This window comes from Streptomyces scabichelini (assembly GCF_011045015.1).
Lineage (GTDB): Bacteria > Actinomycetota > Actinomycetes > Streptomycetales > Streptomycetaceae > Streptomyces > Streptomyces scabichelini.
Window position 1 is genome coordinate 85,249 of record NZ_JAAKZY010000004.1, and the last position, 22,102, is coordinate 107,350.

The 22,102-nt window shown below is 70.4% G+C and carries 21 protein-coding genes and 1 pseudogene; 11 read left to right on the plus strand and 11 right to left on the minus strand.

Annotated elements, in window-relative coordinates:
- The first annotated feature begins 37 nt into the window (after positions 1-37).
- The 3 genes from G5C60_RS02395 to G5C60_RS02405 all read left to right on the plus strand — a co-directional run bounded on the left by G5C60_RS02395 (position 38) and on the right by G5C60_RS02405 (position 2,282).
- The gene (locus G5C60_RS02395) at positions 38-610 is read left to right on the plus strand and encodes a GNAT family N-acetyltransferase (protein ID WP_165254464.1); all 573 of its coding nucleotides are present in this window, start codon (positions 38-40) and stop codon (positions 608-610) included.
- Positions 611-665: 55 nt separating this feature from the next.
- Complete coding sequence (locus tag G5C60_RS02400; RefSeq protein WP_165254465.1) at positions 666-1,241, plus strand: P-loop nucleotide/nucleoside kinase family protein; 576 nt, start codon at positions 666-668, stop codon at positions 1,239-1,241.
- 159 nt (positions 1,242-1,400) lie between these two features.
- On the plus strand, positions 1,401-2,282 hold the full coding sequence (locus tag G5C60_RS02405; protein ID WP_165254466.1) for a GNAT family N-acetyltransferase: 882 nt from the start codon (positions 1,401-1,403) through the stop codon (positions 2,280-2,282).
- Between the two features lie 47 nt (positions 2,283-2,329).
- On the opposite strand, the gene G5C60_RS02410 is transcribed toward G5C60_RS02405, so the two are convergent.
- Positions 2,330-3,109: a GNAT family N-acetyltransferase gene (locus G5C60_RS02410; protein WP_165254467.1), complete on the minus strand. Its 780-nt coding sequence runs from the start codon at positions 3,107-3,109 to the stop codon at positions 2,330-2,332.
- A 147-nt stretch (positions 3,110-3,256) separates the two neighbouring features.
- Here G5C60_RS02410 and G5C60_RS02415 point away from each other — a divergent pair, with 147 nt between their 5' ends.
- Positions 3,257-3,739, plus strand: a complete 483-nt coding sequence (locus G5C60_RS02415; RefSeq protein WP_165254468.1) for a nucleoside deaminase — start codon at positions 3,257-3,259, stop codon at positions 3,737-3,739.
- Here G5C60_RS02415 and G5C60_RS02420 read toward each other — a convergent pair.
- Complete coding sequence (locus G5C60_RS02420) at positions 3,724-4,017, minus strand: Rossmann-fold NAD(P)-binding domain-containing protein (protein WP_165254469.1); 294 nt, start codon at positions 4,015-4,017, stop codon at positions 3,724-3,726. The genes G5C60_RS02415 and G5C60_RS02420 overlap by 16 nt on opposite strands.
- A gap of 280 nt (positions 4,018-4,297) precedes the next feature.
- Positions 4,298-4,696 (minus strand): annotated as a pseudogene (locus tag G5C60_RS53940) (SDR family NAD(P)-dependent oxidoreductase); the annotation flags it as partial.
- Between the two features lie 114 nt (positions 4,697-4,810).
- Between G5C60_RS53940 and G5C60_RS02430 the strand changes: the two are divergent.
- The 3 genes from G5C60_RS02430 to G5C60_RS02440 all read left to right on the plus strand — a co-directional run bounded on the left by G5C60_RS02430 (position 4,811) and on the right by G5C60_RS02440 (position 8,358).
- Positions 4,811-5,413 carry a TetR family transcriptional regulator gene (locus tag G5C60_RS02430; RefSeq protein WP_165254470.1) on the plus strand — a complete coding sequence of 201 codons (603 nt, stop codon included), beginning with the start codon at positions 4,811-4,813 and terminating at the stop codon, positions 5,411-5,413.
- Positions 5,414-5,561: 148 nt separating this feature from the next.
- Positions 5,562-6,632: an acyltransferase family protein gene (locus tag G5C60_RS02435; RefSeq protein WP_420907334.1), complete on the plus strand. Its 1,071-nt coding sequence runs from the start codon at positions 5,562-5,564 to the stop codon at positions 6,630-6,632.
- Positions 6,633-6,765: 133 nt separating this feature from the next.
- Positions 6,766-8,358, plus strand: a complete 1,593-nt coding sequence (locus G5C60_RS02440; protein ID WP_165254471.1) for an alpha/beta hydrolase — start codon at positions 6,766-6,768, stop codon at positions 8,356-8,358.
- Positions 8,359-8,382: 24 nt separating this feature from the next.
- Here the strand turns inward: G5C60_RS02440 and G5C60_RS53515 are convergent, their stop codons facing one another.
- Together G5C60_RS53515 and G5C60_RS02450 are read right to left on the minus strand one after the other, a co-directional pair.
- Complete coding sequence (locus G5C60_RS53515; RefSeq protein ID WP_338145660.1) at positions 8,383-8,520, minus strand: hypothetical protein; 138 nt, start codon at positions 8,518-8,520, stop codon at positions 8,383-8,385.
- A 213-nt stretch (positions 8,521-8,733) separates the two neighbouring features.
- Positions 8,734-9,084 (minus strand): VOC family protein, encoded by a 351-nt coding sequence (locus G5C60_RS02450; RefSeq protein ID WP_165254472.1) that lies wholly within the window; start codon positions 9,082-9,084, stop codon positions 8,734-8,736.
- A 381-nt stretch (positions 9,085-9,465) separates the two neighbouring features.
- On the opposite strand from G5C60_RS02450, the gene G5C60_RS02455 reads away from it, so the two are divergent.
- Positions 9,466-10,899: a PP2C family protein-serine/threonine phosphatase gene (locus G5C60_RS02455; RefSeq protein WP_165254473.1), complete on the plus strand. Its 1,434-nt coding sequence runs from the start codon at positions 9,466-9,468 to the stop codon at positions 10,897-10,899.
- Positions 10,900-10,986: 87 nt separating this feature from the next.
- On the opposite strand, the gene G5C60_RS02460 is transcribed toward G5C60_RS02455, so the two are convergent.
- Positions 10,987-12,483 (minus strand): DNA-binding protein NsdB, encoded by a 1,497-nt coding sequence (locus G5C60_RS02460; RefSeq protein WP_165254474.1) that lies wholly within the window; start codon positions 12,481-12,483, stop codon positions 10,987-10,989.
- Positions 12,484-12,716: 233 nt separating this feature from the next.
- Between G5C60_RS02460 and G5C60_RS02465 the strand changes: the two genes are divergently transcribed.
- The gene (locus tag G5C60_RS02465) at positions 12,717-13,886 is read left to right on the plus strand and encodes an aminoglycoside phosphotransferase family protein (protein WP_165254475.1); all 1,170 of its coding nucleotides are present in this window, start codon (positions 12,717-12,719) and stop codon (positions 13,884-13,886) included.
- Between the two features lie 198 nt (positions 13,887-14,084).
- Positions 14,085-16,094 (plus strand): N-acetylmuramoyl-L-alanine amidase, encoded by a 2,010-nt coding sequence (locus G5C60_RS02470; protein WP_165254476.1) that lies wholly within the window; start codon positions 14,085-14,087, stop codon positions 16,092-16,094.
- 4 nt (positions 16,095-16,098) lie between these two features.
- On the opposite strand, the gene G5C60_RS02475 is transcribed toward G5C60_RS02470, so the two are convergent.
- The 5 genes from G5C60_RS02475 to G5C60_RS02495 all read right to left on the minus strand — a co-directional run bounded on the left by G5C60_RS02475 (position 16,099) and on the right by G5C60_RS02495 (position 20,679).
- The gene (locus G5C60_RS02475; protein ID WP_165254511.1) at positions 16,099-16,470 is read right to left on the minus strand and encodes a VOC family protein; all 372 of its coding nucleotides are present in this window, start codon (positions 16,468-16,470) and stop codon (positions 16,099-16,101) included.
- Positions 16,471-16,568: 98 nt separating this feature from the next.
- A complete protein-coding gene (locus G5C60_RS02480; protein ID WP_165254477.1) occupies positions 16,569-18,803 on the minus strand; it encodes a glycosyl hydrolase family 95 catalytic domain-containing protein in 2,235 nt (744 codons plus the stop codon).
- A gap of 266 nt (positions 18,804-19,069) precedes the next feature.
- Positions 19,070-19,567, minus strand: coding sequence for a hypothetical protein (locus tag G5C60_RS02485; protein WP_165254478.1), 498 nt, complete (start codon positions 19,565-19,567; stop codon positions 19,070-19,072).
- 101 nt (positions 19,568-19,668) lie between these two features.
- Entirely contained in the window at positions 19,669-20,073 is a 405-nt protein-coding gene (locus tag G5C60_RS02490; protein WP_165254479.1) for an ACT domain-containing protein, read from the minus strand.
- A gap of 9 nt (positions 20,074-20,082) precedes the next feature.
- On the minus strand, positions 20,083-20,679 hold the full coding sequence (locus G5C60_RS02495) for a CGNR zinc finger domain-containing protein (protein WP_165254480.1): 597 nt from the start codon (positions 20,677-20,679) through the stop codon (positions 20,083-20,085).
- Positions 20,680-21,340: 661 nt separating this feature from the next.
- Here G5C60_RS02495 and G5C60_RS02500 point away from each other — a divergent pair.
- Entirely contained in the window at positions 21,341-22,066 is a 726-nt protein-coding gene (locus G5C60_RS02500; protein WP_165254481.1) for a leucine-rich repeat domain-containing protein, read from the plus strand.
- Positions 22,067-22,102: the final 36 nt, after the last annotated feature.

Below are 22,102 nucleotides of genomic sequence, written 5' to 3' on the forward strand. Positions count from 1 at the left end.
CTTGGCCGCCCTCTCACCCGTGCGGCATGATCCACACATGGACAGCCGACCGACCCTTGCCCTGCCGCCGCAGCTTCACCTCGAAGGCGACGGAATCCAGCTGCGCGAGTGGTCGGAGGACGACGTACTGGCCCTGATCGAGCTGTACGACGACCCCGAGATGGCCCGCTGGACCCCCGTGGCCTCGCCCTTCGACACGGCCGCCGCTCACACCTACCTCGCCGAGGCATTCGCGGCGCGGGCTCAGGGCCGCAAGGTGCAGTTCGCGATCACGACGGACGGTGTCGTTCCGCGAGGTGAGGTCCTGCTGTTCCGCAACCAGAGCGACGAACGGGACGTCGAAATCGCCTACGGCGTCGGAGCCGCCCACCGCGGCCAGGGCCTGGCCTCCAAGGCCGTACGCCTCGTGACGAACTACGCCCTGCGCCACACGGGAGCGCGGCGCGTGGTCCTGTGCATCGAGGAGGCCAACACCGCGAGCAGGGCGGTCGCCCGGGCCACCGGATTCACCCTCGCCGACGCCGAACCCGTCCTCCGTACGGCACGGGGCCGAGAGGTCGCCCTGCAGACCTGGACCCTCGCCAACGACAACACCCGGGCGGCCGACTGACCGCCACGGCGAATCTCGTTCGCATCGCACACCTCTGGTCCGGCAGGCTGCTCGCATGGGTCATGCGGAGGTTCTGCTCATCGGTGGGCGCGCGGGGGTCGGGAAGTCGACAGTGGCGTGGGAGGTTTCGGACCAACTGCGGAGAGTGGGGGTCGCTCATGCCCTCGTCGAGGGCGACCTCATGGGGCAGGTGCATCCGGCGCCGGAGGGCGATCCGCACAGGGCCGCGATCACCGAGCGGAATCTGACGGCGGTCTGGGGGAACTTCGCCGAGCTCGGCCATCGCCGCCTCATCTATACGAACACCGTGAGCGTCCTGACGACGGCGGCGAGCATGTTCGAACGGGCGATGGGCGCTGACGTACGAATGATACGAGTGCTCCTCACCGCCACCGACGCCACCGCCGCACAGCGGCTGGAGGGGCGGGAGATCGGCTCGGAGCTGGACCGGGAGCTGAGGAGCAGCGCGTACAAGGCCCGGTTGTTGGACGAGCGTGCGCCCGCGGACACCGTGCGGGTGGCGACCGACGATCGTTCCGTGATCGACATCGCGGCTGAGGTGCTGGACGCCACGGGCTGGATCGCGGCGCTGGACGTCGCCGCGTTGGACCGGTCCCGGGCACGCCGCTGACCGCAACGGCCTGCCGCGCAAAACCTGTTGCACGCCGGTCTCCGTCACGGTTGGCTTCTGCGGCTTGCACCAACACCTTCACCACCACTTTCACCACTGCCTTCATCGCCGCCTTCACCACTGCCTTCACCACCCGCAGCCCACCGTGACGGAGACCCAGTGCCGCCTCGCATCACCGCGCTCACCGACCCCGAACCCACTCCGTCGAGCCGGCGGCGCGCCTGGCTCGCGGCCGGCGACGAGGGGGTGCCGCTCGGTTCCGCCTTTCTGCGGCTGTTCGCGAAGGAGGGGCAGGAGCATCTCGCCGAACTCGAAGTCGCCGTGCACCCGACCGAACGGCGACGGGGCGTCGGCAGCCGTCTGCTGGACGCGGCCGTCACAACGGCGCGAAGCGAGGGGCGCCGGTCGATCCTCGCGCAGGCCGAGAAGGGCTCCCCCGGCGATCTCTTCCTGGCGGCGCGCGGCTTTCGCAGGGTGCTGGCGCTGACGTACGCCCGACTCCCGCTGGCCGACGCCGACCTCACCCGGATCGACGCGATCGCCGAACAGGCCCATGCCGGCTACCGGTTGACGCAGTGGGACGGCACCGTGCCCGCCGAACTGGCGCGGACGTATACCGAGTCGCGGCGCGCCATGGACGACATGCCGATGGAGGGCACCGACTACGGCACGGTGGTGTGGGACGTGGAGCGGGTGGTGTCGGCGGCCGAGGCGATCGCGAAACGCGGCGATCTGCTGCACACCGTCGCCGTGGTGGACACGGCGGACGGGACGGTGGCCGGGTTCTCCGAGCTGGTCGTTCCCGGAGAGGGGCGGGGCGATGGGCAGCACTACGGCACCGCCGTGCTCCCCGAACACCGCGGGCACGGTCTCGGCCTGTGGATGAAGGCCCAGTCGATCCGGCTGGCCCGCCGACGGCACCCCGGCCTCGCAGGACTGCTCACCGACACCGCGGACAGCAACACACACATGCGGGGCATCAACGACACCCTCGGCTATCTGCCCACGCGCCAGGCCGTGGAGTACCAGCTGGACCTCTGAGCCCTGACCGTGCGACGGATCCGGCGCCCAAGGCAGGGAGCACCAGTTCAGCGAACGGCGTACACGTACGGAGTCGTCGTGGTCAGCGGCGCGAAGCCGAGCCGTTGCAGGATGGGGCGGCTCTGGTCGGAGGCGTCCACCTGGAGGTAGCGGTAGCCGCGGTCGGCGGCGATGCGGGCACGGTGGGCGACCAGGGCGCGGTAGATGCCGCGGCCGCGCCAGGCCGATACGGTGCCGCCGCCCCACAGGCCGGCGAACCGTGTGCCGGGCGTGAGTTCCATGCGGGCCGCGCTCACCGGCACGTCACCGGCGAGGGCCACGACGGCGACGACCGTGTCCGGGTCCGCTTCCAGCTGGGCGAGCAACTGGTGGCGGAGCCGGGAGCTGTCCGTGCCGAAGGCCTGCTCGTGGACGTCCACCATGAGGTCGACGCCCGCGCGGTCGGTGACGGGGCGCAGCTCGATCCCGTCGGGCGGTTCGGCGTCGAGGCGCAGCTCGCCGGACTCGGCGATCATCAGCGTCTCCTCCGGCTCGGGTGTGAACCCGGCCGCGCGCAGCCGCCCGCCGAGGTCGACCGGCCGGTCATGCCCGTACAGCTTCCACTCGAACTCGCGGCCGAGCCCCGCGAAGTACCGCACCTGCTCGGCGACCACCGCGTCCACGTCGGCCTCTGCCAGGTCCGACCAGAGCACTGCGCTCCAGCCCTGCTCGCCGCCGACCTGCCGCACCACTCCGTCGACCCGCTCCACCACGGCACCAGGGCCGTCGGGCCGCGCTCCCTCGCGAACGTCCCGGTCGAACAGTGCCAGTACCGCTGCATGATCCATGCGGTCACTCCAGCACGCATATGCCGGCCGGGCAACGGAATTTGACGCGGATCAGCGAGGACCAGGTGGGAAAACGGCGGGCCTCGAAGGTGCGGGCGGACGTAGTCTGCACGCCGGAGACCGGGTCCCGAGGAAGGCGAGTACCGCATGGTCGACGACGTCGAACTGAAGTATCTGCGCCGCTGCGTGGAGTTGGCGACCGAGGCGCTGGAGGCCGGCGACGAACCGTTCGGCTCTGTGCTGGTGGGCGCGGACGGCACGGTCCTGGCCGAGGACCACAACCGGGTGGCCTCCGGCGACCGCACCAGGCACCCGGAGTTCGAGCTGGCGCGCTGGTCGGCGGCGCACATGACGCCCGAGGAACGGGCCGCGGCGACCGTCTACACCTCGGGCGAACACTGCCCGATGTGCGCGGCCGCGCACGCCTGGGTGGGCCTCGGCCGCATCGTGTACGTGGCGTCGTCCGAGCAACTGATGGTGTGGCTGGCCGAGTTGGGCGTTCCCGCTCCGCCGGTCCGTACGCTGCCGATCCGCGAGGTGGCGCCCGGGGTGATCGTGGACGGGCCTGTCCCCGGCCTGGCCGACGAGGTGCGCGCCCTGCAGCGGCGCTTCCATCACGCGGAGGACTGAGTGCCCCGGTCGGCTGTCAGGACCAGCCGTTCCGACTCCTTCCAGAGCTCGGCCTCGCGGGCGGGGTCGTACGACGCCGGTGCGGACGGCACGGGACGGCCGCGCTCGAGATAGCTGCCCGAGGGGGCGACCGGCACTCCGACGGCCGCCTCGGCGAGCTTGCGGCCGGACGCGCGCGGGCTGGTCGCGCCCGGCAGGGCGCGGGCGAGGTGCAGCAGGCTGTTCCAGGCGAGGCGCTCCAGCCTTCCCGCGTCGCGGGCCAGCCCGGTGCCGGGCATCAGGCCGGGGTCGAATGAGTAGACGCCGATCCCGTCGGGCGTACGGCGGTCCAGTTTCGTGGACGAGGTGCACGGCGGCCAGCTTGCTCGCCGCGTACGCGGAACGGCCTGCTGCGACGGTGTCCGCGTCCGGAGTGGTCCAGGGCCGCGCCAGCTCGGCGACCGGTGCGGTGCGCGGCGCCGGAACCAGGCCCCAGGTGTGCCGGAAGTCCCCGAAGTGTGTGCCGCTGCCGACCAGCACGATGCGGCCGGGCGCCGTCAGCCGGTCCAGGAGCCGCCTGATCAGCAGATAGTGGCCGAGGACATTGGTACCGAACGTGACCTCGAAGCCGTCGGCCGTCTGCTGGGTGGCGGTGGCGGCCTGTGTGCCCGCGTTCGCGACCACGGCACGCAGTGGCGGGAGCCCACCGCTGTCGAGCAACTCCCCTACCGTGTCGGCCGCTTGGCGTACGGAGTCGAGTGAGCCGAGGTCGCAGCCGATGCCCCGCACCCGCGGGCTTCCGGACTCGGCGGCGAGCCGCGCCGCGAGCCCTTCGGGATCCGACCGGACGGCGACGACCAGATGGAGGTCGGGACGATCGCCCAGGAGAGTCAGAGCGGTGGCGTGGCCCAGACCCCGGCCCGCGCCGGTGAGGAGCACGGTTCCGGGAGAGGCGATGGGCGAGGCATTGACAGGCATGGTGAGCTCCGGCCGCGGGAGGACGTCAGGCACGTACGAAAATCGGTTCTGGATACCAAACGGTACTCGATACCGTTAAGTACGCGGTACCCCCGGGCCGATATCCTCGGGCCCATGGACAACGTCGAAGAGCTCCCCCTCCGCGAGCGCAAGCGGCTGCGGACCCGTGAGGCCCTGATCGACGCCGCCATGGAGCTCTTCGCGGAACGTGGCTTCGAGGCCGTCACGGTCAGCGACATCGCCCGGCGCGCCGAGGTCGGCCGGACAACCTTCTTCCGGTACTTCGCCGACAAGCAGGAGGTGCTCTTCGCGGACGACAGCCAGCATCGTGAGGCTCTCCTGTCGGCCGTCGACCGCGCCGCCGCCGGCCTGGCGCCCATCGGCGACTCGCTCGAGCGCGCGCTGACCGTGGGCCGCGCGGGATTGCTCGCGCTGGTCGCGAGCATCACCGAGCACACCAAGTGGATGGCCGAACGCGAACGGCTGATCAACGCCGATGCGGCGCTCCTCGCCCGGAGCCTGCTGAAGCAGCGCGCGTACGCGATCGCGGCGGTGGAGGCGCTGGAACGCCACGGCGCCGACCACGAGACCGCCGTCCTCGCTTCCGCCCTGTGCCAGGCCTGCTACGAGACTGCCGTCGCGCTGACGGCGGCCGAACCCAGTCGGCTCGCCGGGACCCTGGAGGCGGCCTTCGACCGGGTGGCCGGGGGGTCGTAGTTCAGCCAAAGGGTGTCCGTGAGCCAGGCGTGAACATCCAGTACGACCGCGCCGTATGTGACAGTGGCGGGCGGGGAGGGATCAGTTCACGTAGTCGAGGCTTGGAGACGTGGTGTCGCAGGACCTGTCAGCACCCGCGCCCGTGGCGGTGTCGGAACCGCCGCCCAGGAAGCCGGCCAAGCCGCCGCCGGCCCGCCGGGACCCGTACTTCGACAACGCGAAATACCTCACCATCGTGCTGGTGGCCTGCGCTCACGCCTGGCAGCCGCTGACGTACGGGGGCCGGGCCGCGACGGCGGCGTATCTGACCGTCTACGCCTTCCACATGCCCGCGTTCGCACTCATCTCCGGCTACTTCTCCCGGAGTTTCGACATGGCGCCCGGGCGGGTGCGCAGGCTGCTGACGGGTGTCGTCGTGCCGTATCTCGTCTTCGAGTGCGCGTACACGCTCTTCTACCGGTGGGCACAGGACGACTGGAAGTATCCGTTCAGCCTGCTGGATCCCTGGTACGTGATGTGGTTCCTGGTGGCGCTCTTCATCTGGCGGCTGACCACCCCGGTCTGGCTGGCGCTGCGTCACCCGGTGCCGATCGCGATGGGTCTCGCCGTGTTCGCCTCGTGCTCACCGGACCTCGGCGGGGACATCTCGATCCAGCGGACCCTGCAGTTCCTGCCGTTCTTCGTGCTCGGCCTGACGCTGCGGGCCGAGCACTTCGACCGGCTGCGCACCTGGCGCGTACGGCTGCTCGCCGTGCCGGTGGGCGTGGCCGCGTGCGTGGCGGCGTACGCGGTGGCGCCCTGGTTCGACGCCAGGTGGCTGTTGCACAAGAGCAGCGTCACGGGCCAGGGCGTGCCGAACTGGGTGGGCCTGTTCAGCACGCCCTTGCTGTTCTGTCTGGCGCTGGTCCTGACCGCCTGCTTCCTGGCCTGGGTGCCGGGACGCCACCTGTGGTTCACGGCCCTGGGCGCGGGGACGATGTATGGCTACCTGCTGCACGGCTTCGTCATCAAGGCGTCCCGCTTCTTCGACTGGTACGACCACCCCTGGCTGCACACCCCGCTCGGCGAACTGGCCGTCACGGCGGCCGCGGTCGCACTCATCACGGTCCTGTGCTCGGGACCGGTCCGGGCCGTCTTCCGCTTCGTCGTCGAACCACGCATGTCGTGGGCGTTCGGGGAGCAGAGAGACACCGGGAAGGCAGCGGCGCCGACTCGCTGAGCCTGGTGACCGGCGCGAAGGGTAAGGCCCTCGCAGGCGGCGCGCTCGCCCAGAGGCGTGGTGCGGGGTGGGCCCTTATCGTGAGCGAGGGGGAATCCCCGGTCCTGGGCCGGGGCGTCCCTGGAGGGTTTCCATGCTGTTCACGCACCACCGCTGCGCTTTCGCCGGCGCTGTGACGCTGGCCCTGCTGGGAGCCGCGGTGCCGCCGGAGGCTCTGCTGGGAGCCGGGCTGCCGACGGTGACCGCGGACGATCAGCCCGACCTGTCCCGCTTCTACGGCCAGGAGATCGACTGGGCCGCCTGCAAGGGCGACGAGATGCCCGAGGACCTGCAGTGCGGCAAGGTGACCGTTCCGCTCGACTACGCGAAACCCGATGAAGGAACCCTCGACATAGCCATGGCCCGTTTCCGGGCGACGGGCAAGTCCAGGGGTTCCGTGCTGCTGAACTTCGGCGGCCCCGGTATGCCGGGAGTCAGCGAACTCGCCGTCGAGGGCAAGGACTTCATGAGCCTGACGAACGGCTACGACGTGGTGACCTTCGACCCGCGCGGCGTGGGCAGGAGCTCGCCGGTCAGCTGTGGCGAAGGTGGCGAAGAGACCTCGGCCCCGACGGACAGCCCCACGGACGCCACCGAACCGGACAGCGACCATCCGCAGGCCGCGCTGAAGCAGTTGCGGAAGGCCGCCGACGACTGCGCCAAGCACTCCGGGCCCGTGCTCCCGCACATTGGCACGGTCAACGTCTCCCGGGACCTGGACGTGATGCGCGCGGCCCTCGGCGACAAGAAGCTCAACTACCTGGGTTTCTCGTACGGAACGAGGCTGGGCTCGGTGTACGCGACCCAGTTCCCCGAGAAGACCGGCCGGTTGGTGCTCGACGGCGTGGACACGCTCACCGAGCCGCTCAGTGAGCAGGGCCTCGCCAATGCCGAAGGCCTGCAGACCGCGCTGGAGGACTTCCTCACCTGGTGCACCGAGGACATCAGCTGCGCGTTCGGCCAGGATCCGCGGACGGCCAGGGAGGAGATGGTCGACCTGGTCCACTCGTTGGACGAGGAGCCCGTACCGACGGAATTCGGCGAGTCCTTCTCCGGACAGGACCTCGCGGGCGCCCTCGCACAGGCCCTCTACAGCAAGGAGTTGTGGCCGGCCCTCGCGCAGGCGCTCAGGTCGCTGATCGAGGACGGCGACACCCGGGGACTCATGCGGTTCTCCACCGGCGGCATCACGGTGCCCGGCAATGGCGGTCTCGTCGACGAGGCGGACATCCCCGTCGACAACCTCCCGGCCGCACTCATGGCCATCAACTGCGCGGACGATCCCGACCGGCCCACCGCCGACCGGATCACCAAGAACCTCGGCCGGCTGCGCGCCGCGTACGCGGAGGCCTCACCGGTCTTCGGCCGGTACCGGCTCACGCAGGTGCTGATGTGTTACGGCCGCCCCAAGGGCACCAGCTACATCCGCGACGACGTACGCGACGTCGACACCCCGAAGATGCTCCTGGTCGGCACCCGCGGCGACCCCGCGACCCCGTACCGCTGGACCGTGGAGACCGCGAAGCGGCTCGGCCCGTCGGCCGTGGTGCTCGACAACAAGGGCGAGGGCCACACGGGGTACGGGTCGTCGAAGTGTGTGCACGAGAAGGTCGACGACTTTCTGCTGTACGGCTCCCTGGCGGACGGCGGCGGCTCCTGCGGGGCGGAGGAGCGGCCACCTTCCTGAAGACGCGAACGCCCCACGGATGATCTAGCTGTCGAGGTCCTTGTCCCGCTTCGGCACGAACCTGCTGGCGGTGAACGTCGCGCCCTGCAGGTCGCCGATGACGGTGATGCGGATGGTGTACGTGTCGGTGGACCAGGGCGCGTCGAACGGCGGGACGATCACCCTTCCGCCGAGCTCGGCGGCCTTCTCGGCCGTGGCGTCGGTGTCGGCGGTGGCGAAGGTGACGCTCCAGTGCGGCGGCGTGTCGGGCTGGTCGTCCGCGAGCGGGATGATGCCTCCGACAACGTCCTCGAACCGTTCCTGTGGACTGAGCAGGAGTGAGTCTGATCAGCCGCACACCCCAAACGGTCTTGGGCGCACTGGTCCCCGGCGTACTCAACCCCGGGGCGGCGCTCCTCGGCGAGCACTGCGGACCTTGGACGCGGCCTCGTCGGCGCTGTCGACCCAGAAGCAGGTGTTCCACGTCGCCGTCGGCGGTGCTCCCCGGGGGATCGATCGGATGGCGGCGACATCGCCGCTGCGCAGTTCGCCCGACGTGTCGAAAATCGACGAGCTTGCCGCCCTGCCTCGCGCGATGAAGTAGTTGCCCTCCGAACTCGGCGGCATCGCGTCCTCGAACTCCCAGCCGAGCAGGCCGCCGTAGAACTCGAGCGCCGCCTCGGGGTCGGGCTCGCTCACCTCCACCCAGCAGGGAACGCCGGGGATGTATCCGTCGCGTTGAGGCATCGGTGTTTCCCTTCGTGGCGTCGACCGCTGTACAGGCATATGCCGCATCCTCTGGCCCGGGGCAAGGACATCCACACCCACTCAGGCACCCACTCGTCCCCCCGCTCACCCACTCGCCCACATGCTCGTCGAACGCACGCTTGAAGAAACCCCACGCCTGTCGTCGACACTCCATCAACTCGCCGAAAGTCTCTACGACTTCCCGCTCTCGCGCGTACTGAATCCGTCCGAGCCGGGCTCCCCATGAGGACAGCGGCATATGCCAAGGACATCACCGCATCGCATGTTGCCGAATCCCTTACAGCGCGTCGCGGGCTGTGCAACAGTCGTAACGGTCCTTCCCTCAGCCTTGGAAATACCGGGCCTGTATCGGAGAACGTCATGCCGTCCCATCTCTCGGCGGACCACCCAGCCGCCCAGCCGCCTCCACACGGCTCGGTCGACGCGCTCATTTCGCAGACGCGTCGACTGCGGGGCGACGTGGACGCCGTGCGGCGCGACACGCCGGCCGACGACATGGACCCCGAGGGACGCTGGCAGCGCGCGCTGTGCGATCTGGCGATGCACCAACTCAACGATCTCGACGAGCACTTGGCGCAGTTACGGGACGGCCCGCCGCCGGTGCCCGTGGGACACGACGAGGCGGCGCCCGTCGTACGAACCGTGCCGCCCGCACCCCGGCACGGCTCGCTGCTCAGCCGGGTCGGCAGCGCCGAGTGGAACCTGCTGACGGACGAGGCGAGCTGGTCCGGTGAGCTCTACGACCTCCTCGGCCGCGACCCCTCCGCTCCCCCGCTCACCCTCGACGAACTGCCGTCCGTGGTGCTCGACGAGGACCGGCCGAGGCTGACGGCGATGGTGACGGACTGCCTCATCGACGCCAAGCCGATCGACGGGGAGTTCCGGATCGTGCGCCCGGACCGCAGCGTACGGACCGTGCACATGATGGGCGAGCCCGTGCTCGCCGCCGACGGCAGCACCGCCTCGATGTGGGCCGTGCTGCGGGATGTCAGCGAACTGCGCCGCAGCCGGCGGACCGTGAGCGAGACCCGTGACTCGCTGCAACACCAACGGCACATCGCGCAGACCGAGCACCGGCTCGCGGTCGAGCTGCAGGAGGCTGTGCTGCCGCCGTGGCGCGGCTCCCTGCGGCTCCCGCGCCAGGGACCGCAGGCCCTGGACCTGGCCGCCCACTATCTGCCGTCCTCGACCAGCGCGCTGATCGGCGGCGACTGGTACGACGCCCTCGAACTGCCGGGTGGCGAAACGCTGTTGAGCGTGGGCGACCTCACCGGGCACGGGGCCACCGTCACCTCGGGCATGGCGATGCTGCTCGGCGCGCTGCGCGGTATGGCCATGGCAGACACCGAGCCCGGCCAGCTCATGGCCTGGCTCAACCAGTTACTGGACGCGTCGGTCCAGCCGGCCCTCGCCAGCACCGTGTGCTGCCGCTACCGGCCCGAGACCCGCACGCTCGTGTGGGCACAGGCAGGACACCCCGCCCCACTGCTGTTCCGCAACGGGACGGGGCGTGCGCTGTCGCCACCGGACGGCGTCCTGCTCGGCGCGACCTCGGGCGCCGCCTACGGGCAGGCCGAACAGCCGCTCGAACCGGGCGACCTGCTGCTCCTGCACACCGACGGACTGGTCCCCCGGCGCGATCGCGCCGCGGCAGTGGACCGCCTCCTCGACCTGGCCCCCCGCTTCGGCGAGGCCCGTGCCGCACAGGACTGCGTGCGGACCGTCGTGGAGGAATTCGGTGAGACGGAGCGCGAGGACGACGCCTGCGTACTCATCGCCCGGGTTGTCACCTGATACACCTGCTGCACGAGCCCCCTGCGCCCGTGCTCATTCGCCGCAGGACTGCACGCTGATACGTGCTCATACGCTCATGCCGGGCAATCACGCCCGAGTGCTGTTGCCACCCCGGGTGTTCACCCCCTTGGGCAGCGCCTGTTTGATCTCTTCACGCAGGTCGTGGATCTTCGGGTAGCTGGAGTACTGCCCCGTCAGCCGGTACATCTCACGCAGCCGGTCCCAGGTGCGATGGGAGGAGTTCGTGCCCATCGAGGTCAGGGCCAGGCGTGCGTACCGGTCGGCCTGTTCGGGGTCGTCGGCGATGAAGCAGGCGGACGCGAGCGAGAGGTGGTCGAAGATCTTCGACCGGTCCCGGCCCTTCTCACGCAGTTGGAGCGCCTGCTTCGCATGGCGCTGCGCGACGGCGGACGCCGCCGGCTCGTGCTCCGCGAGCGTCCGGTACGCCAGGGCCTGCATACCGTGCAGGTCCGCCTCGTCGAAGAGCTGCATCCAACTCGGCGCCGGTACGTCGCTCTTGTCCGAGACGAAGAGGTCCTCCGCCTCGCCGAGGGTGCGCCGCATGGCCTGGCCCCTGCCCATCGACGCCTGAGCCCAGGCCTCGATGGTGTAGAGCATGGCCTGGGTGCGCGGCAGCACCTCGTCACCGGAGCCCGACTTGGCGAGCTTCATGAGGTCCAGTGCGTCGTCGGGCCGCCCCAGGTGCACCATCTGGCGCGCGGCGCGGGAGAGCGCCTCCCCGGCACGGGGCCGGTCACCGCCCTCACGGGCGGCGTGGGCGGCGATGATGAAGTACTTCTGAGCCGTGGGCTCCAGGCCGACGTCGTGCGACATCCAGCCCGCGAGGACGGCGAGGTTGGCGGCGACGCCCCACAGGCGCCGCTGCAGATGGTCGGGGTGTCGGTAGGCGAGCATGCCGCCCACTTCGTTGAGCTGTCCTACGACAGCCTTGCGTTGCAGCCCGCCGCCGCGGGCCGCGTCCCAGGCCCGGAACACCTCGACCGAGCGCTCCAGCTCTTCGATCTCCTGCGACCCGATGGGGGCGGCCTCGTAGCGGTCGTACCCAGCGGGGTCGGCGTGCAGGGGATCGTCGAGTTCGGGAGCGTCGGCCGAAAGGGCCGGATCGGAGTGCAGCCAGTCGTGCATGGCGCTGCTGAGTGCGGATCCTGCGGCGAGCGCGGCGCCCGCGCCCACCAAGCCGCGTCGGTTGAGCATGAGGTCCATTCCCGTGAATTCGGTGAGGACCGCGGCGGTCCGATCGGGCGTCCACGGCACTCCGTCGGGATGTTCCTCACTCCCGCCGCCCAGCCGCTTTCCCGTACGCCCGTGCCGGACCAGACCGAGGTCCTCGATGGTCACGACACGGCCGAGACGCTCGGTGAACAGCACTGCCAGCACTCGCGGAACCGGATCACGCGGGATCTCTCCCATGTCGATCCAGCGCCGCACCCGCGAAGTGTCGGTCGCCAGCTGGGGGTGGCCCATGGCCGCCGCCTTCCGGTTGACCATCCGCGCGAGCTCGCCCTTGGACCAGCCGGCCAGGCCGAACAGATCCGACAGACGAGTGTTGGGTTGTCCGCTCACGTCAAGCCCCCAGGTTCTCGGCTGAGTTGACAGTAACCCCGTGTCAGTTGCTGCGGGACTATTCGCCAGGGTTCGCCAGGGTGCGCCAGATGGTGTGCCAGTGCGCATCGGGTGTCAGGTAGGAACGCGCCACCCCGACCCGGTCGCCGTAGGGACATTCCCCAGGGTGCGCCGAGGCGGCCGGGGCGGGTAGCGCGGTAATTCGCAGGCACACGAAGGGATCTGTATCACCCATGTACGCAGCATCGTCCTCCGTGTCCGCCCCGCCCCGTTCGCTGCGCCCGCGTCCACAGGCTCCTCGATCCGGGGAGTCCCCAAGGGCGGGCAGCGGCCCCTATCTGGACCCCGCGCGCCCGGGGTCACCCGTGCTCGGTGCCGGTCGGACGCGGCGCGTACCGGGGGTCGGCACCCAACCGCTCAGCGGGAGACTCGACTTGTCCGGCCCTCAGGGCGCGCAGTTGCGCACGGCGATCGCGTCGGTGCACCGGATCTGTCCGGAGTTCGCTCCGGTGCAGGTGTTGCGCCGCAGCGGGCGTTCGGTGCTCCTTGTCGGAACGACAGGGCGCAGCACGGCCGTCGCGAAGTGTTTACTGGACCACTCTCCAGTGTGGGCCGAGCGGATCCGCCATGAAATAGCGGCATACCGCTCCTTCGTACGGCACCGGCCCCCGGTGCGGGTGCCACGGCTGATCGCGGCGGACCCGGACAACTGCACGCTGGTCATCGAGCGGATGCCGGGCCGTGTGGCGGCACTGCAGCGGCACCCGGCGGAGGCCCCGCCACGTGCGGACATCAGGGCGGCACTGGGCGCGATCTGCCGGCTCAACGGGTGGCGGCCGCCGGCGGGGACGTTCGACGCCCCGTTGGACTACGCGGCGCGGATAGCCCGATATCACGAGCTGGGGCTGCTCACCGACCGGGACATGGGCGATCTGCAGAAGCTCGTGCACGGCATCGCGCACTCGGCGGGGCGCCAGGGGATGGGCCAGTTCTGCCACGGCGACGCGTTGCTGTCGAACATCCTGCTCTCACCGGCCGGTCCAGTGCTGGTGGACTGGGAGCACGCGGGCTGGTATCTCCCGGGCTACGACCTGGCGACGCTGTGGTCGGTCCTCGGCGACGCCCCGGTCGCCCGGCGGCAGATCAGCCAGCTCGCGCAGTCGGCGGGTCCCGCGGCGCGGGACGCGTTCCTGGTGAACCTGATGCTCGTACTGACCCGTGAGATCCGTACGTACGAGACGGCCGTGCAGCGTTCGATGCACGACACGACCCCGGCGGCACCGGGACCTGCCCACCCGGGTGCCGCGCCGTCCGGCGAGGAACAGCGGCTGTTGCTCAGGCGGCTGCACGACGACTGCCAGCTGGCCCGACGGGCCGTTCGAGCGGCGGTCGGCACTCGCTGACGGGGCGGCGGTCCGCGATGCGCCTGGGACAGGTGCATCGCGGACCTTCGTCATGCCGTGCGCGGGCTCGACACGCGCCGCTGACGTGGGAAATCACCTTCGCCTGGACATGATTGACGCATCGTCGGAAAGCCGGGTAGCACAGACGCACCCCCGGCCGTTCCGCTCATCGCGCTCGATCGCCCCAGGAGGCCCGCCTTGCGAGGATCCACCACCGGCCCCATCCCACCCGCCGGGCACAGACGAGTACGCAGGGCCGCGGGCGCCATCGCCTCGACGGCGCTGCTGCTGCCGCTGCTCGGCGCGGCCCCGTCCGACAGCGCCGAACGGGTGTCGTCACAGGCGTCATCGCAGGCTCCTTCCGGACATCTGCAGAATGCCTTCGCCACGGCGGCGGCCGAGTACCAGGTCCCGCAGAGTGTGCTCCTCGCCGTCTCCTATCTGCAGTCCCGGTGGGACACGCACGAGGGGGCGCCGAGTGTCACGGGCGGCTACGGTCCGATGCACCTCACCGACGCCCCCACCGCGATCGCCCGAACCGTGGCACCGCATCACAGCGACGCCACGGAGGATGCGCGCGGCGACGACTCCCGCACCGCCCTGCTGCCCGAAACGAAGGTCCCGGAGGGCGCCGAACTCCCCGCCCGGCTGAGGACCTTGACGCAGGCGGCCGGGCTGACCGGGCTCCCTGCGGAACGACTGCGTACGGACGCGGCCGCCAATGTGGAAGGCGGTGCCGCCCTGCTGGCCGCCGCCCAGAAGGAGCTGGGCGAGCCGCTGAGCGATGACGCGGCCGACTGGTACGGGGCGGTGGCGCGTTACTCGGGCGCGGACGACACGGCGACGGCCGCGACGTACGCGAATGACGTGTACGAGGTGATCCGTGAGGGCGAGCAGCGCACCACGGACGCGGGACAGCGGGTCGCGCTGGCCGCACAGCCGCGACTGCGCCCCGATACGGCGCAGTTGAAGCGTGCGGGGCTGCGGACGGCCGCGGCGGAGGGCACCGAGTGCCCGGCGACCGTGTCCTGCGAGTGGATTCCGGCGCCGTACGAGGAGTTCGGCGACGGCGACTACGGCAACCACGATCTCGCGAACCGGCCCGCGTCCCAGAGCATCGACTACATCGTCATCCACGACACCGAGGCCACCTGGGACACCACACTCAAGCTGGTGCAGGACCCGACGTATGTGTCGTGGCACTACTCGCTGCGCTCCACGGACGGTCATATCGCGCAGCACGTGAAGACCAAGGACGTGGGCTGGCACGCGGGCAACTGGTTCGTGAACGCCAAGTCGGTCGGCCTGGAGCACGAAGGGTTCCTCGCGGCGCCGGACGCCTGGTACACGGAGGAGATGTACCGGACGTCGGCACGCCTGGTGAAGTACCTCGCCAAGAAGTACGGCATTCCCCTGGACCGGCAGCACATCCTCGGCCACGACACCGTGCCGGGCCCGACGACATCGACCATCCCGGGCATGCACACCGACCCGGGCCCGTACTGGGACTGGCAGCACTACTTCACACTGCTCGGCAGGCCGTTCCGCGGCACGGCCGGTTCCACCGGCGGCCTGGTGACCGTACGGCCCCAATTCACCAAGAATCGCCCGGAGTTCACGGGCTGCGTCACCAAGGGCGAACCCTGCGCGGCGCACGGATCCAGTGCCGTACGCCTCCACACCGAGCCTGACGAGGACGCGCCCCTGGTCAAGGACATCGGCCTGCGGCCGGGCGGCGAGGACTCCACGACCGATGTGAACGACACGGGATCACGTGTCTCCACCGGTCAGCAGTACGCGGTCGCGGGCCGCGACGGCGACTGGACGGCGATCTGGTACCTGGGCCGGAAGGCCTGGTTCAAGAACCCCGCGAAGCAGCCGACGGCGGTGCACACGTCCGGTCCCGTGGTCACGCCGAAGGCCGGTCTCACGGAGATCCCCGTGTACGGGCGCGCCTACCCGGAGAAGGAGGCCTACCCGGCGGGCGTGCCCGTCCAGCCGATCTCGCCCCTGCCGTACAAGCTTCTCGCGGGCCAGAAGTACGCGACCGGCGACAAGCTGCCGGGCGAGTACTTCTACGCACCGACCTTCGACACGACACCACACCGCGTGGTGCGCGGCTCGGACATGTACTACGAGATCCAGTTCGGCCATCGCGTGGCGTACGTGCGGGCCGCCGACGTGCGGGTGGTGCCGTCCTCCGCGTAGGGCCTCACGCGCCCGCCGGCGGTTCGTGCAGTCCGAACACGGAGCCCTGGTCGTCGCGGCAGAGCCTGAACCGGCCGAACCGAGCGGCCGACTCCTCGCTCCCGGCGCCCTCCTCACCCATGTCCTCCACGGTGCCGCCCAGGTCACGGACCCGGGCGGCCGCCGCATCCAGGTCCTCCACCCGGAAGAACAGATAAGGGGAGGCGCCCGCGTCACCGCCGTGCAGGCCGCCCGGCACCCCGCCGGTGGTGATGGCGAAACCTCCGCCTCCGGCCGGGCCGGGGTCGAAGGTCCAGCCGAAGAGGGCTCCGTAGAAGGCACGGCCCCGCTCGGCGTCGGCCACGCCGATTTCGAAGAAGGTCGGTTCGCCCGCCATCATGCGTCTCCTGTCGTGAGACATGGATCGGTCGACAGGAGCCACCGTACGCGCGCCGGGGTGCGGACGCTCCCCCACCGCCTCCCCGGCGGGAAACGTCAGGCCTCCTTGTCCCAGACGTACCGGCGCCCGGCGATCGCCTTGATCGTCACCTCGCCGTCCGGCAGCAGGTCGCTGCGGACGGTGAGCCGGCAGGTCCGCGACGCCCTCAATGCGATGCGAGCGGCATGGCCGCCCTCCCAGTCGATGTCGAGCGTCGCACCGCCGCGGGCGCGCAGCCCGCGGACCGAGCCGTTCGGCCAGGTGGCGGGCAGGGCCGGGAGTACCTCGATCGCGTCGTACTGGCTCTGGAGGAGCATCTCGACCATTCCGGAGGTGCCGCCGAAATTGCCGTCGATCTGGAACGGCGGGTGGGTGTCCCACAGGTTGGGCAGGGTCGAGGTCTTGAGCTGTTCGCCGAGCATCTTGTGGGCGTGGTCGCCGTCGCGGAGTCGCGCCCAGAAGTTGATCTTCCAGGCCTTGGACCAGCCGGTGCCACCGTCGCCGCGCGCGGTGAGCGAGACCTTCGCGGCGTCGGCCCACTTGGTGCCGGGCTCGATCTGCCGTCCGGGGTGCAGGGCGTAGAGGTGCGAGACGTGCCGGTGGTCGTCGGCCGGGTCGTCCAAGTCGGCCTTCCACTCCTGGAGTTGACCCCAGGAGCCGATGCGCAGGCCGGGGTCCAGGTCGGCCAGTGTCTTCTCGAGTGCGCGGCGGAAGGCGGGCGAGTCGCCCAGGATGCCGGCTGCCTCAAGGGTGTTGGTGAGCAGGTCGTGCACGATCTGCTGGGACATGGCCGCGCCGGCCGTGAAGTCGCCGTGCTCGGGCGAGTAGCTGGGCGTGACGACCAGCGTGCCGTCCCGCGGATCGGTGCGCAGGTTGTCGAGCCAGAACTCGGCGGCTTCCTTCATCACCGGGTACGCCGTCGTCCGGAGGTAGTCCGTGGAACCCCCGAACCGGTAGTGCTCGTACAGCTGCCCGGTGAGCCACGCGGCCGCCTCGGGGAACCAGAAGGCGGTCGGCCAGTCGTGCACGCCGGTGAAGCCGTAGGGGTTGGTCTCGTTGTGCACGACCCAGCCGGGCGAGCCGAACATCTCCTTGGCGGTACGGCGTCCTGGTGCGCGCAGGGCTTCGACGAAGCGGTCGTACGGGGCTGTGGTCTCGGCGAGGTTCGCGGCCTCGGCGGGCCAGTAGTTCATCTGGAGGTTGATGTTGACGTGGTAGTCGGCCGACCAGGGTGGTGTGGTGCTGTGGTTCCAGACGCCCTGGAGGTTGGCGGGCAGGGAGCCGGGGCGTGAGGAGGCGATGAGGAGGTAGCGGCCGTACTGGAAGTAGAGGGCTTCCAGTGCCCGGTCCGTGGCGCTCGTACCGCCCGTGTAGTTCGCCAGGAGCCCGTCCGTGGGCACGTCGGCGGGGACGGTCTGGCCGATGTCGAGGCTGACGCGGTCGAACAGGGCGCGGTGGTCGCGGACATGGCGGACGAGCAGTGACTGGTAGCGGTCGCCGGCCTTGTCGAGGGTGCGGGTAACTGCGGCGTGAGGGTCCTTGCCCCGGTAGCCGGGGTAGGTGTCGGCGTAGTCCGTGCCCGCGGCCAGAACGAACCAGGCGCTGTCGGCGCCGGTCACCGTGATCGTGCCGTCGGCGTTCGAGGTGACGGTGCCGCCGTTGCTGCGTACCCGGATCTGCGTCTCGAAGCGAAGTCCGTTGTCCGCGAGCACCCCGCGTACCGTCAGGCGGCCGCTCGCGGCTGTGGCGGTGAAGTCGCTGCGGGGCGAGGTGTAGCGGAGGGTGAAGGTGACGCTGCCGGGCCGGTCCGCGCTCAGCCGTCCCGCGATCACGCCGTCGGGGTAGGAGGCGAAGAACTCCCTCTGGTGGCGGACCTGTTGGTGCATGTAGACGACGGTCGCGACGGCGTTGGAGATGTCGAGTTCTCGGCGGTACGTGTCCGGCGGGGACGTCGGTGCGTCCGGAACATCGAGGTAGAGATCGCCGAAGGTCTGGTGAGCGCCGTATCCGACGCGTGGCTGGCCCAGCTCGTCGGCGACGCTCTCGGGGTCGATCCGGGTCCGGGCGTCGAGTTCGTCCTGCACGGCGGCGATCGCGCCCGGCCGTGCCTCGCGCCAGTTGCCGAAGTCGTAGCCCTGGACCGAGCCGGGGCCGCCGGTCCACAGGGTCTTCTCGTTGAACTGCAGCCGCTCGGAGGCGAGCGTGCCGAACACCATGGCGCCGAGCGCGCCGTTGCCGATGGGCAGGGCCTCGCGCTCCCAGTCGGCGGCCGGAGCGGCGTACCACAGCACCAAGGGCTCCCGCGATACATCGGAGGAATCAGCGGCGGCCGTCCCGGCTGAGGCCAGGCTCCCGCCGCCCAGGGCGAGACCGGCTGCCCCGCCAACTGTGGTTTTCAGCGTGGTTCTTCGCGATATCTCATGCGGCTCATGCGACTCGTTCGACTCATGCGACATACTCAGGACGCTAGGGGTCCGATCACCTGGGCGACAAGAGTCATGACACAGCGTGCGGCACACCGAACAAGACAGGTTCAAAACCGACCACTTCAAGCCGATCAGCCCTGCTGGAACAGCTCCGCGGGCAGCGGCTTCAGCAGCGCGTACAGGTCGTCGGTGATGGGGCGGTCCCAGGCGGCGATGGTCACCTGGACATTGTCACTGCGGTCGAACTGCACACAGGAGATCCGCGCCTCGGAGAGCTTGAGGCGGCGCACGATCAGGAGGTTGTCGCCCTGCATCACCGGCGTGTCCTCGGCGCCGACGACGGTGACCTCCTCGTCGTTCTCCAGCGCCAGCAGCAGCTGGGCCACCTCGAACGGGATCTCGCCCTCGCCGACCTCGCGGGCCGGGGAACCCTCCGGCAGATTGCCGATGATCATCGCGGGACCGCGTCCGCCGAACAGGTCGTAGCGCAGGAACACGCCCTGGCAGCTGCCGTCGGGGGCGGGCAGCAGGCCCGCGCCGAGATTGCCCGGCCAGTCTCCCGGGTCCATGGCCAGAACATCGAAGTCGGGCCCTGCGGGTGTGGCGCTGCGGCGGCGGAGGAAGGACATGTCGCCATGGTACGTGCAAGTCGGGGCGCGACGGCGTGCGGGAGACGACGCTCGGCGCCGACCGGAAAATTGCGGTGACCGCCTCGAATCCCGCCCTCCCCTTACGGACCGGAGCGGTCGGCGAGCCGTTCCAGAAGAGCCACCGCCTCGGCCGCCCGCTCGTACGGCACGAAGAGGTGGTCGTGGTGGAAGCCGGCGACGACATTGCAGCTCAGGCCCGCATCGGCCAGTGCCCGGGCGACGGCGGCGGTAAGGCCGACGGCGTCCAGCGCGGAGTGGACGCGCAGCGTGATCCAGGCCGCCACATAGTCGTAGCTCAGACGCGCGGCGTCGGCGTTCCCCTGCGGTACGACGAGGGTGAGGCCCTCGTCCTCGGCGACGGTGACGACCGGGGCGAGGCCCGGCGGTGCCGTGCCGGCGGGAACCGTGGTGAAGACGTAGCGGCCGGGATGGAGGGCGGGCCGAAGATCACCGAGGAGCCGGGCGAGGTCGCGTTCTGCACTCATGTGGGGAGGTTATGCCGTGCGCTTGTGCCGCTCGTGATGGCGGGCGACACGGGCCCGGTTGCCGCACGAGGGCTTGCACCACTCCTGGCGTGGGTGCTCCTTGAGGAAGTAGCGCACACAGCGCGGTGCGTGGCAGGCGCGCAGCCGCTGCCGGTCGGGGCCCGCGAGGAAGGCGATGGCGGCTCGGGCGAGGGTCGCGGCGAGCGGCCACTCACCGCGCACGGGTCCCTGGCGTACGACGGGGTCGGCGCCCTCGGCCCATGACAGTACGGGGACGGTCGGGGCGAGGGCCGCCTGGGCGTTGAGCCGCTCGACGGCGTCCCGTACGGGCATCAGCCGCGCCGCGTCGGCCGGGCTCGGCTCGCCGGGACGCACGGCACGGGCGAACAGGGCGCGGACGGCGGCGCGTACGTCTCGTACGGCGGCCAGCTCGGACTCTTCGGCCTGGAAACCGTCGCCACCACCGGCTCCCGGATGCTCGCGCACCCACGTGGCGAGCCCCGCCGCGGTGGCGAGGTCGTCGGCGACCCCGCCCTTGCCGTCGTGCCGGATGGTCAGTGCGAGGTCCAGCGCGAGCCGTGCGTCCGGGCTGATCGAGACGTCCATACGGCTAATGTTAAGTTCCCCTGTATCCATTAGCAGCGTGAGGAGTGTCCATGGGTGATCTGCGCCAACTGCTGCGCGGCCTGGAGGTGTTCGCGGGCGAACTACCCGGCTTCGACCCCACCGAGGCCCCCGCCACGCCCTCCGAGCTGTTCACCGAGTGGCTGCTCGCGGCCGAGATAGCTGCCCCGTCGAGGAGCGCGCACAAGGGCGCTCTAACTCGATCGTGTGATGGTTGGCATCCGGGCTTGCGGCACCCTGGGCCGTCCGGGTTAGCGTTGCGGCGTGATCTGGGGCGCCGGGTGCGGCGCCAGCGTGCAGGGCCCCTGCTCCACCGGAGTGATGGTTCAGGGCCTCCCCGCCGCCTCTGGCCGCATCAACATGGCCAGGTCACACAGGGAACCGGCCTCCCGGGAACGGACCACGGACAGGATCCGTGTCGCCACCCCGGGGCTGAGTACGCTGGGGACCAGTGCGCCCAAGACCGTTCGGGGCGTGCGGCTGATCGGGCTCACTCCCGCTCAGTCCAAAGGAACGGTGCGCGAGCCGCACGCGATGATGCTTCCACGGCGGGCGCCGAAGGGAATCCGACGGCTCGCAACCTCGTTTATCTGCGGTCCGGCGAGAGCAAGAGCCAGGGCTGGGTCAGGCAGTTGCTGTGGCCGTGAACCGTCTAGGCATACTCGACTACTGGCGGGCCGGGCTCAGCGGCGTACCCGAGGAGGTGTGGCAGCACCCCGCGCCGGAAGTCCTGCTGCTGCCGGACAACGCACTCACCGAGCTGCCCGCCCGCATCGGAACCCTCACCACCTTGCACACGCTGGATCTCGGACACAACCGCATCACCGAGATCCCGGACGAGCTGGGTGACCTGACGGGCCTCACCCGCTTCCTCTACCTGCACGACAACCAACTCGTCTCGCTTCCCGAGTCGTTGGGCCGTCTGGTCCAGCTCGCCTACCTGAACGTCGGCGAGAACCGCCTCACAGCACTGCCGGAGTCGCTGGGATCGATGAAAGGCCTGGTGGAGCTGCGCGCCCAGCACAACCGGGTCACTCGACTGCCCGCCTCGCTGGGCGAGTTGTCCTCGCTGCGCGAGCTGTGGCTGCGCGGTAATCAGCTCACGGCGCTCCCCGGCTCCGTACGGAATCTGCGCGAGCTGCGGGAACTGGAACTGCGGGAGAACGAGTTCGCGGAAGTCCCCGAGGTGCTGCGTGGGCTGCCGTTGCTGCGACGGCTCGATCTGCGAGCCAACCGGCTCGCGGAACTGCCGTCCTGGGTAGCGGAGTTGCCGTCGCTGGAGAAGCTGGATCTGCGGTGGAACGACATCGAGGTCCCGGCCGAAGTGGGGCGGGCACTCGAAGCGCGCGGGTGTGTGGTGCTGCGGTGAGGAGCGCCCCGTAGGGGCGCGGGGAACTGCGCGACC

Coding starts and splice junctions, on each gene's coding strand:
- G5C60_RS02395 (WP_165254464.1), top strand. CDS start 38: ATGGACAGCCGACCGACCCTTGCCCTGCCGCCGCAGCTTCACCTCGAA.
- G5C60_RS02400 (WP_165254465.1), top strand. CDS start 666: ATGGGTCATGCGGAGGTTCTGCTCATCGGTGGGCGCGCGGGGGTCGGG.
- G5C60_RS02410 (WP_165254467.1), bottom strand. CDS start 3,109: ATGGATCATGCAGCGGTACTGGCACTGTTCGACCGGGACGTTCGCGAG.
- G5C60_RS02415 (WP_165254468.1), top strand. CDS start 3,257: ATGGTCGACGACGTCGAACTGAAGTATCTGCGCCGCTGCGTGGAGTTG.
- G5C60_RS02420 (WP_165254469.1), bottom strand. CDS start 4,017: ATGCCCGGCACCGGGCTGGCCCGCGACGCGGGAAGGCTGGAGCGCCTC.
- G5C60_RS02430 (WP_165254470.1), top strand. CDS start 4,811: ATGGACAACGTCGAAGAGCTCCCCCTCCGCGAGCGCAAGCGGCTGCGG.
- G5C60_RS02440 (WP_165254471.1), top strand. CDS start 6,766: ATGCTGTTCACGCACCACCGCTGCGCTTTCGCCGGCGCTGTGACGCTG.
- G5C60_RS02450 (WP_165254472.1), bottom strand. CDS start 9,084: ATGCCTCAACGCGACGGATACATCCCCGGCGTTCCCTGCTGGGTGGAG.
- G5C60_RS02455 (WP_165254473.1), top strand. CDS start 9,466: ATGCCGTCCCATCTCTCGGCGGACCACCCAGCCGCCCAGCCGCCTCCA.
- G5C60_RS02465 (WP_165254475.1), top strand. CDS start 12,717: ATGTACGCAGCATCGTCCTCCGTGTCCGCCCCGCCCCGTTCGCTGCGC.
- G5C60_RS02475 (WP_165254511.1), bottom strand. CDS start 16,470: ATGGCGGGCGAACCGACCTTCTTCGAAATCGGCGTGGCCGACGCCGAG.
- G5C60_RS02485 (WP_165254478.1), bottom strand. CDS start 19,567: ATGTCCTTCCTCCGCCGCCGCAGCGCCACACCCGCAGGGCCCGACTTC.
- G5C60_RS02490 (WP_165254479.1), bottom strand. CDS start 20,073: ATGAGTGCAGAACGCGACCTCGCCCGGCTCCTCGGTGATCTTCGGCCC.
- G5C60_RS02495 (WP_165254480.1), bottom strand. CDS start 20,679: ATGGACGTCTCGATCAGCCCGGACGCACGGCTCGCGCTGGACCTCGCA.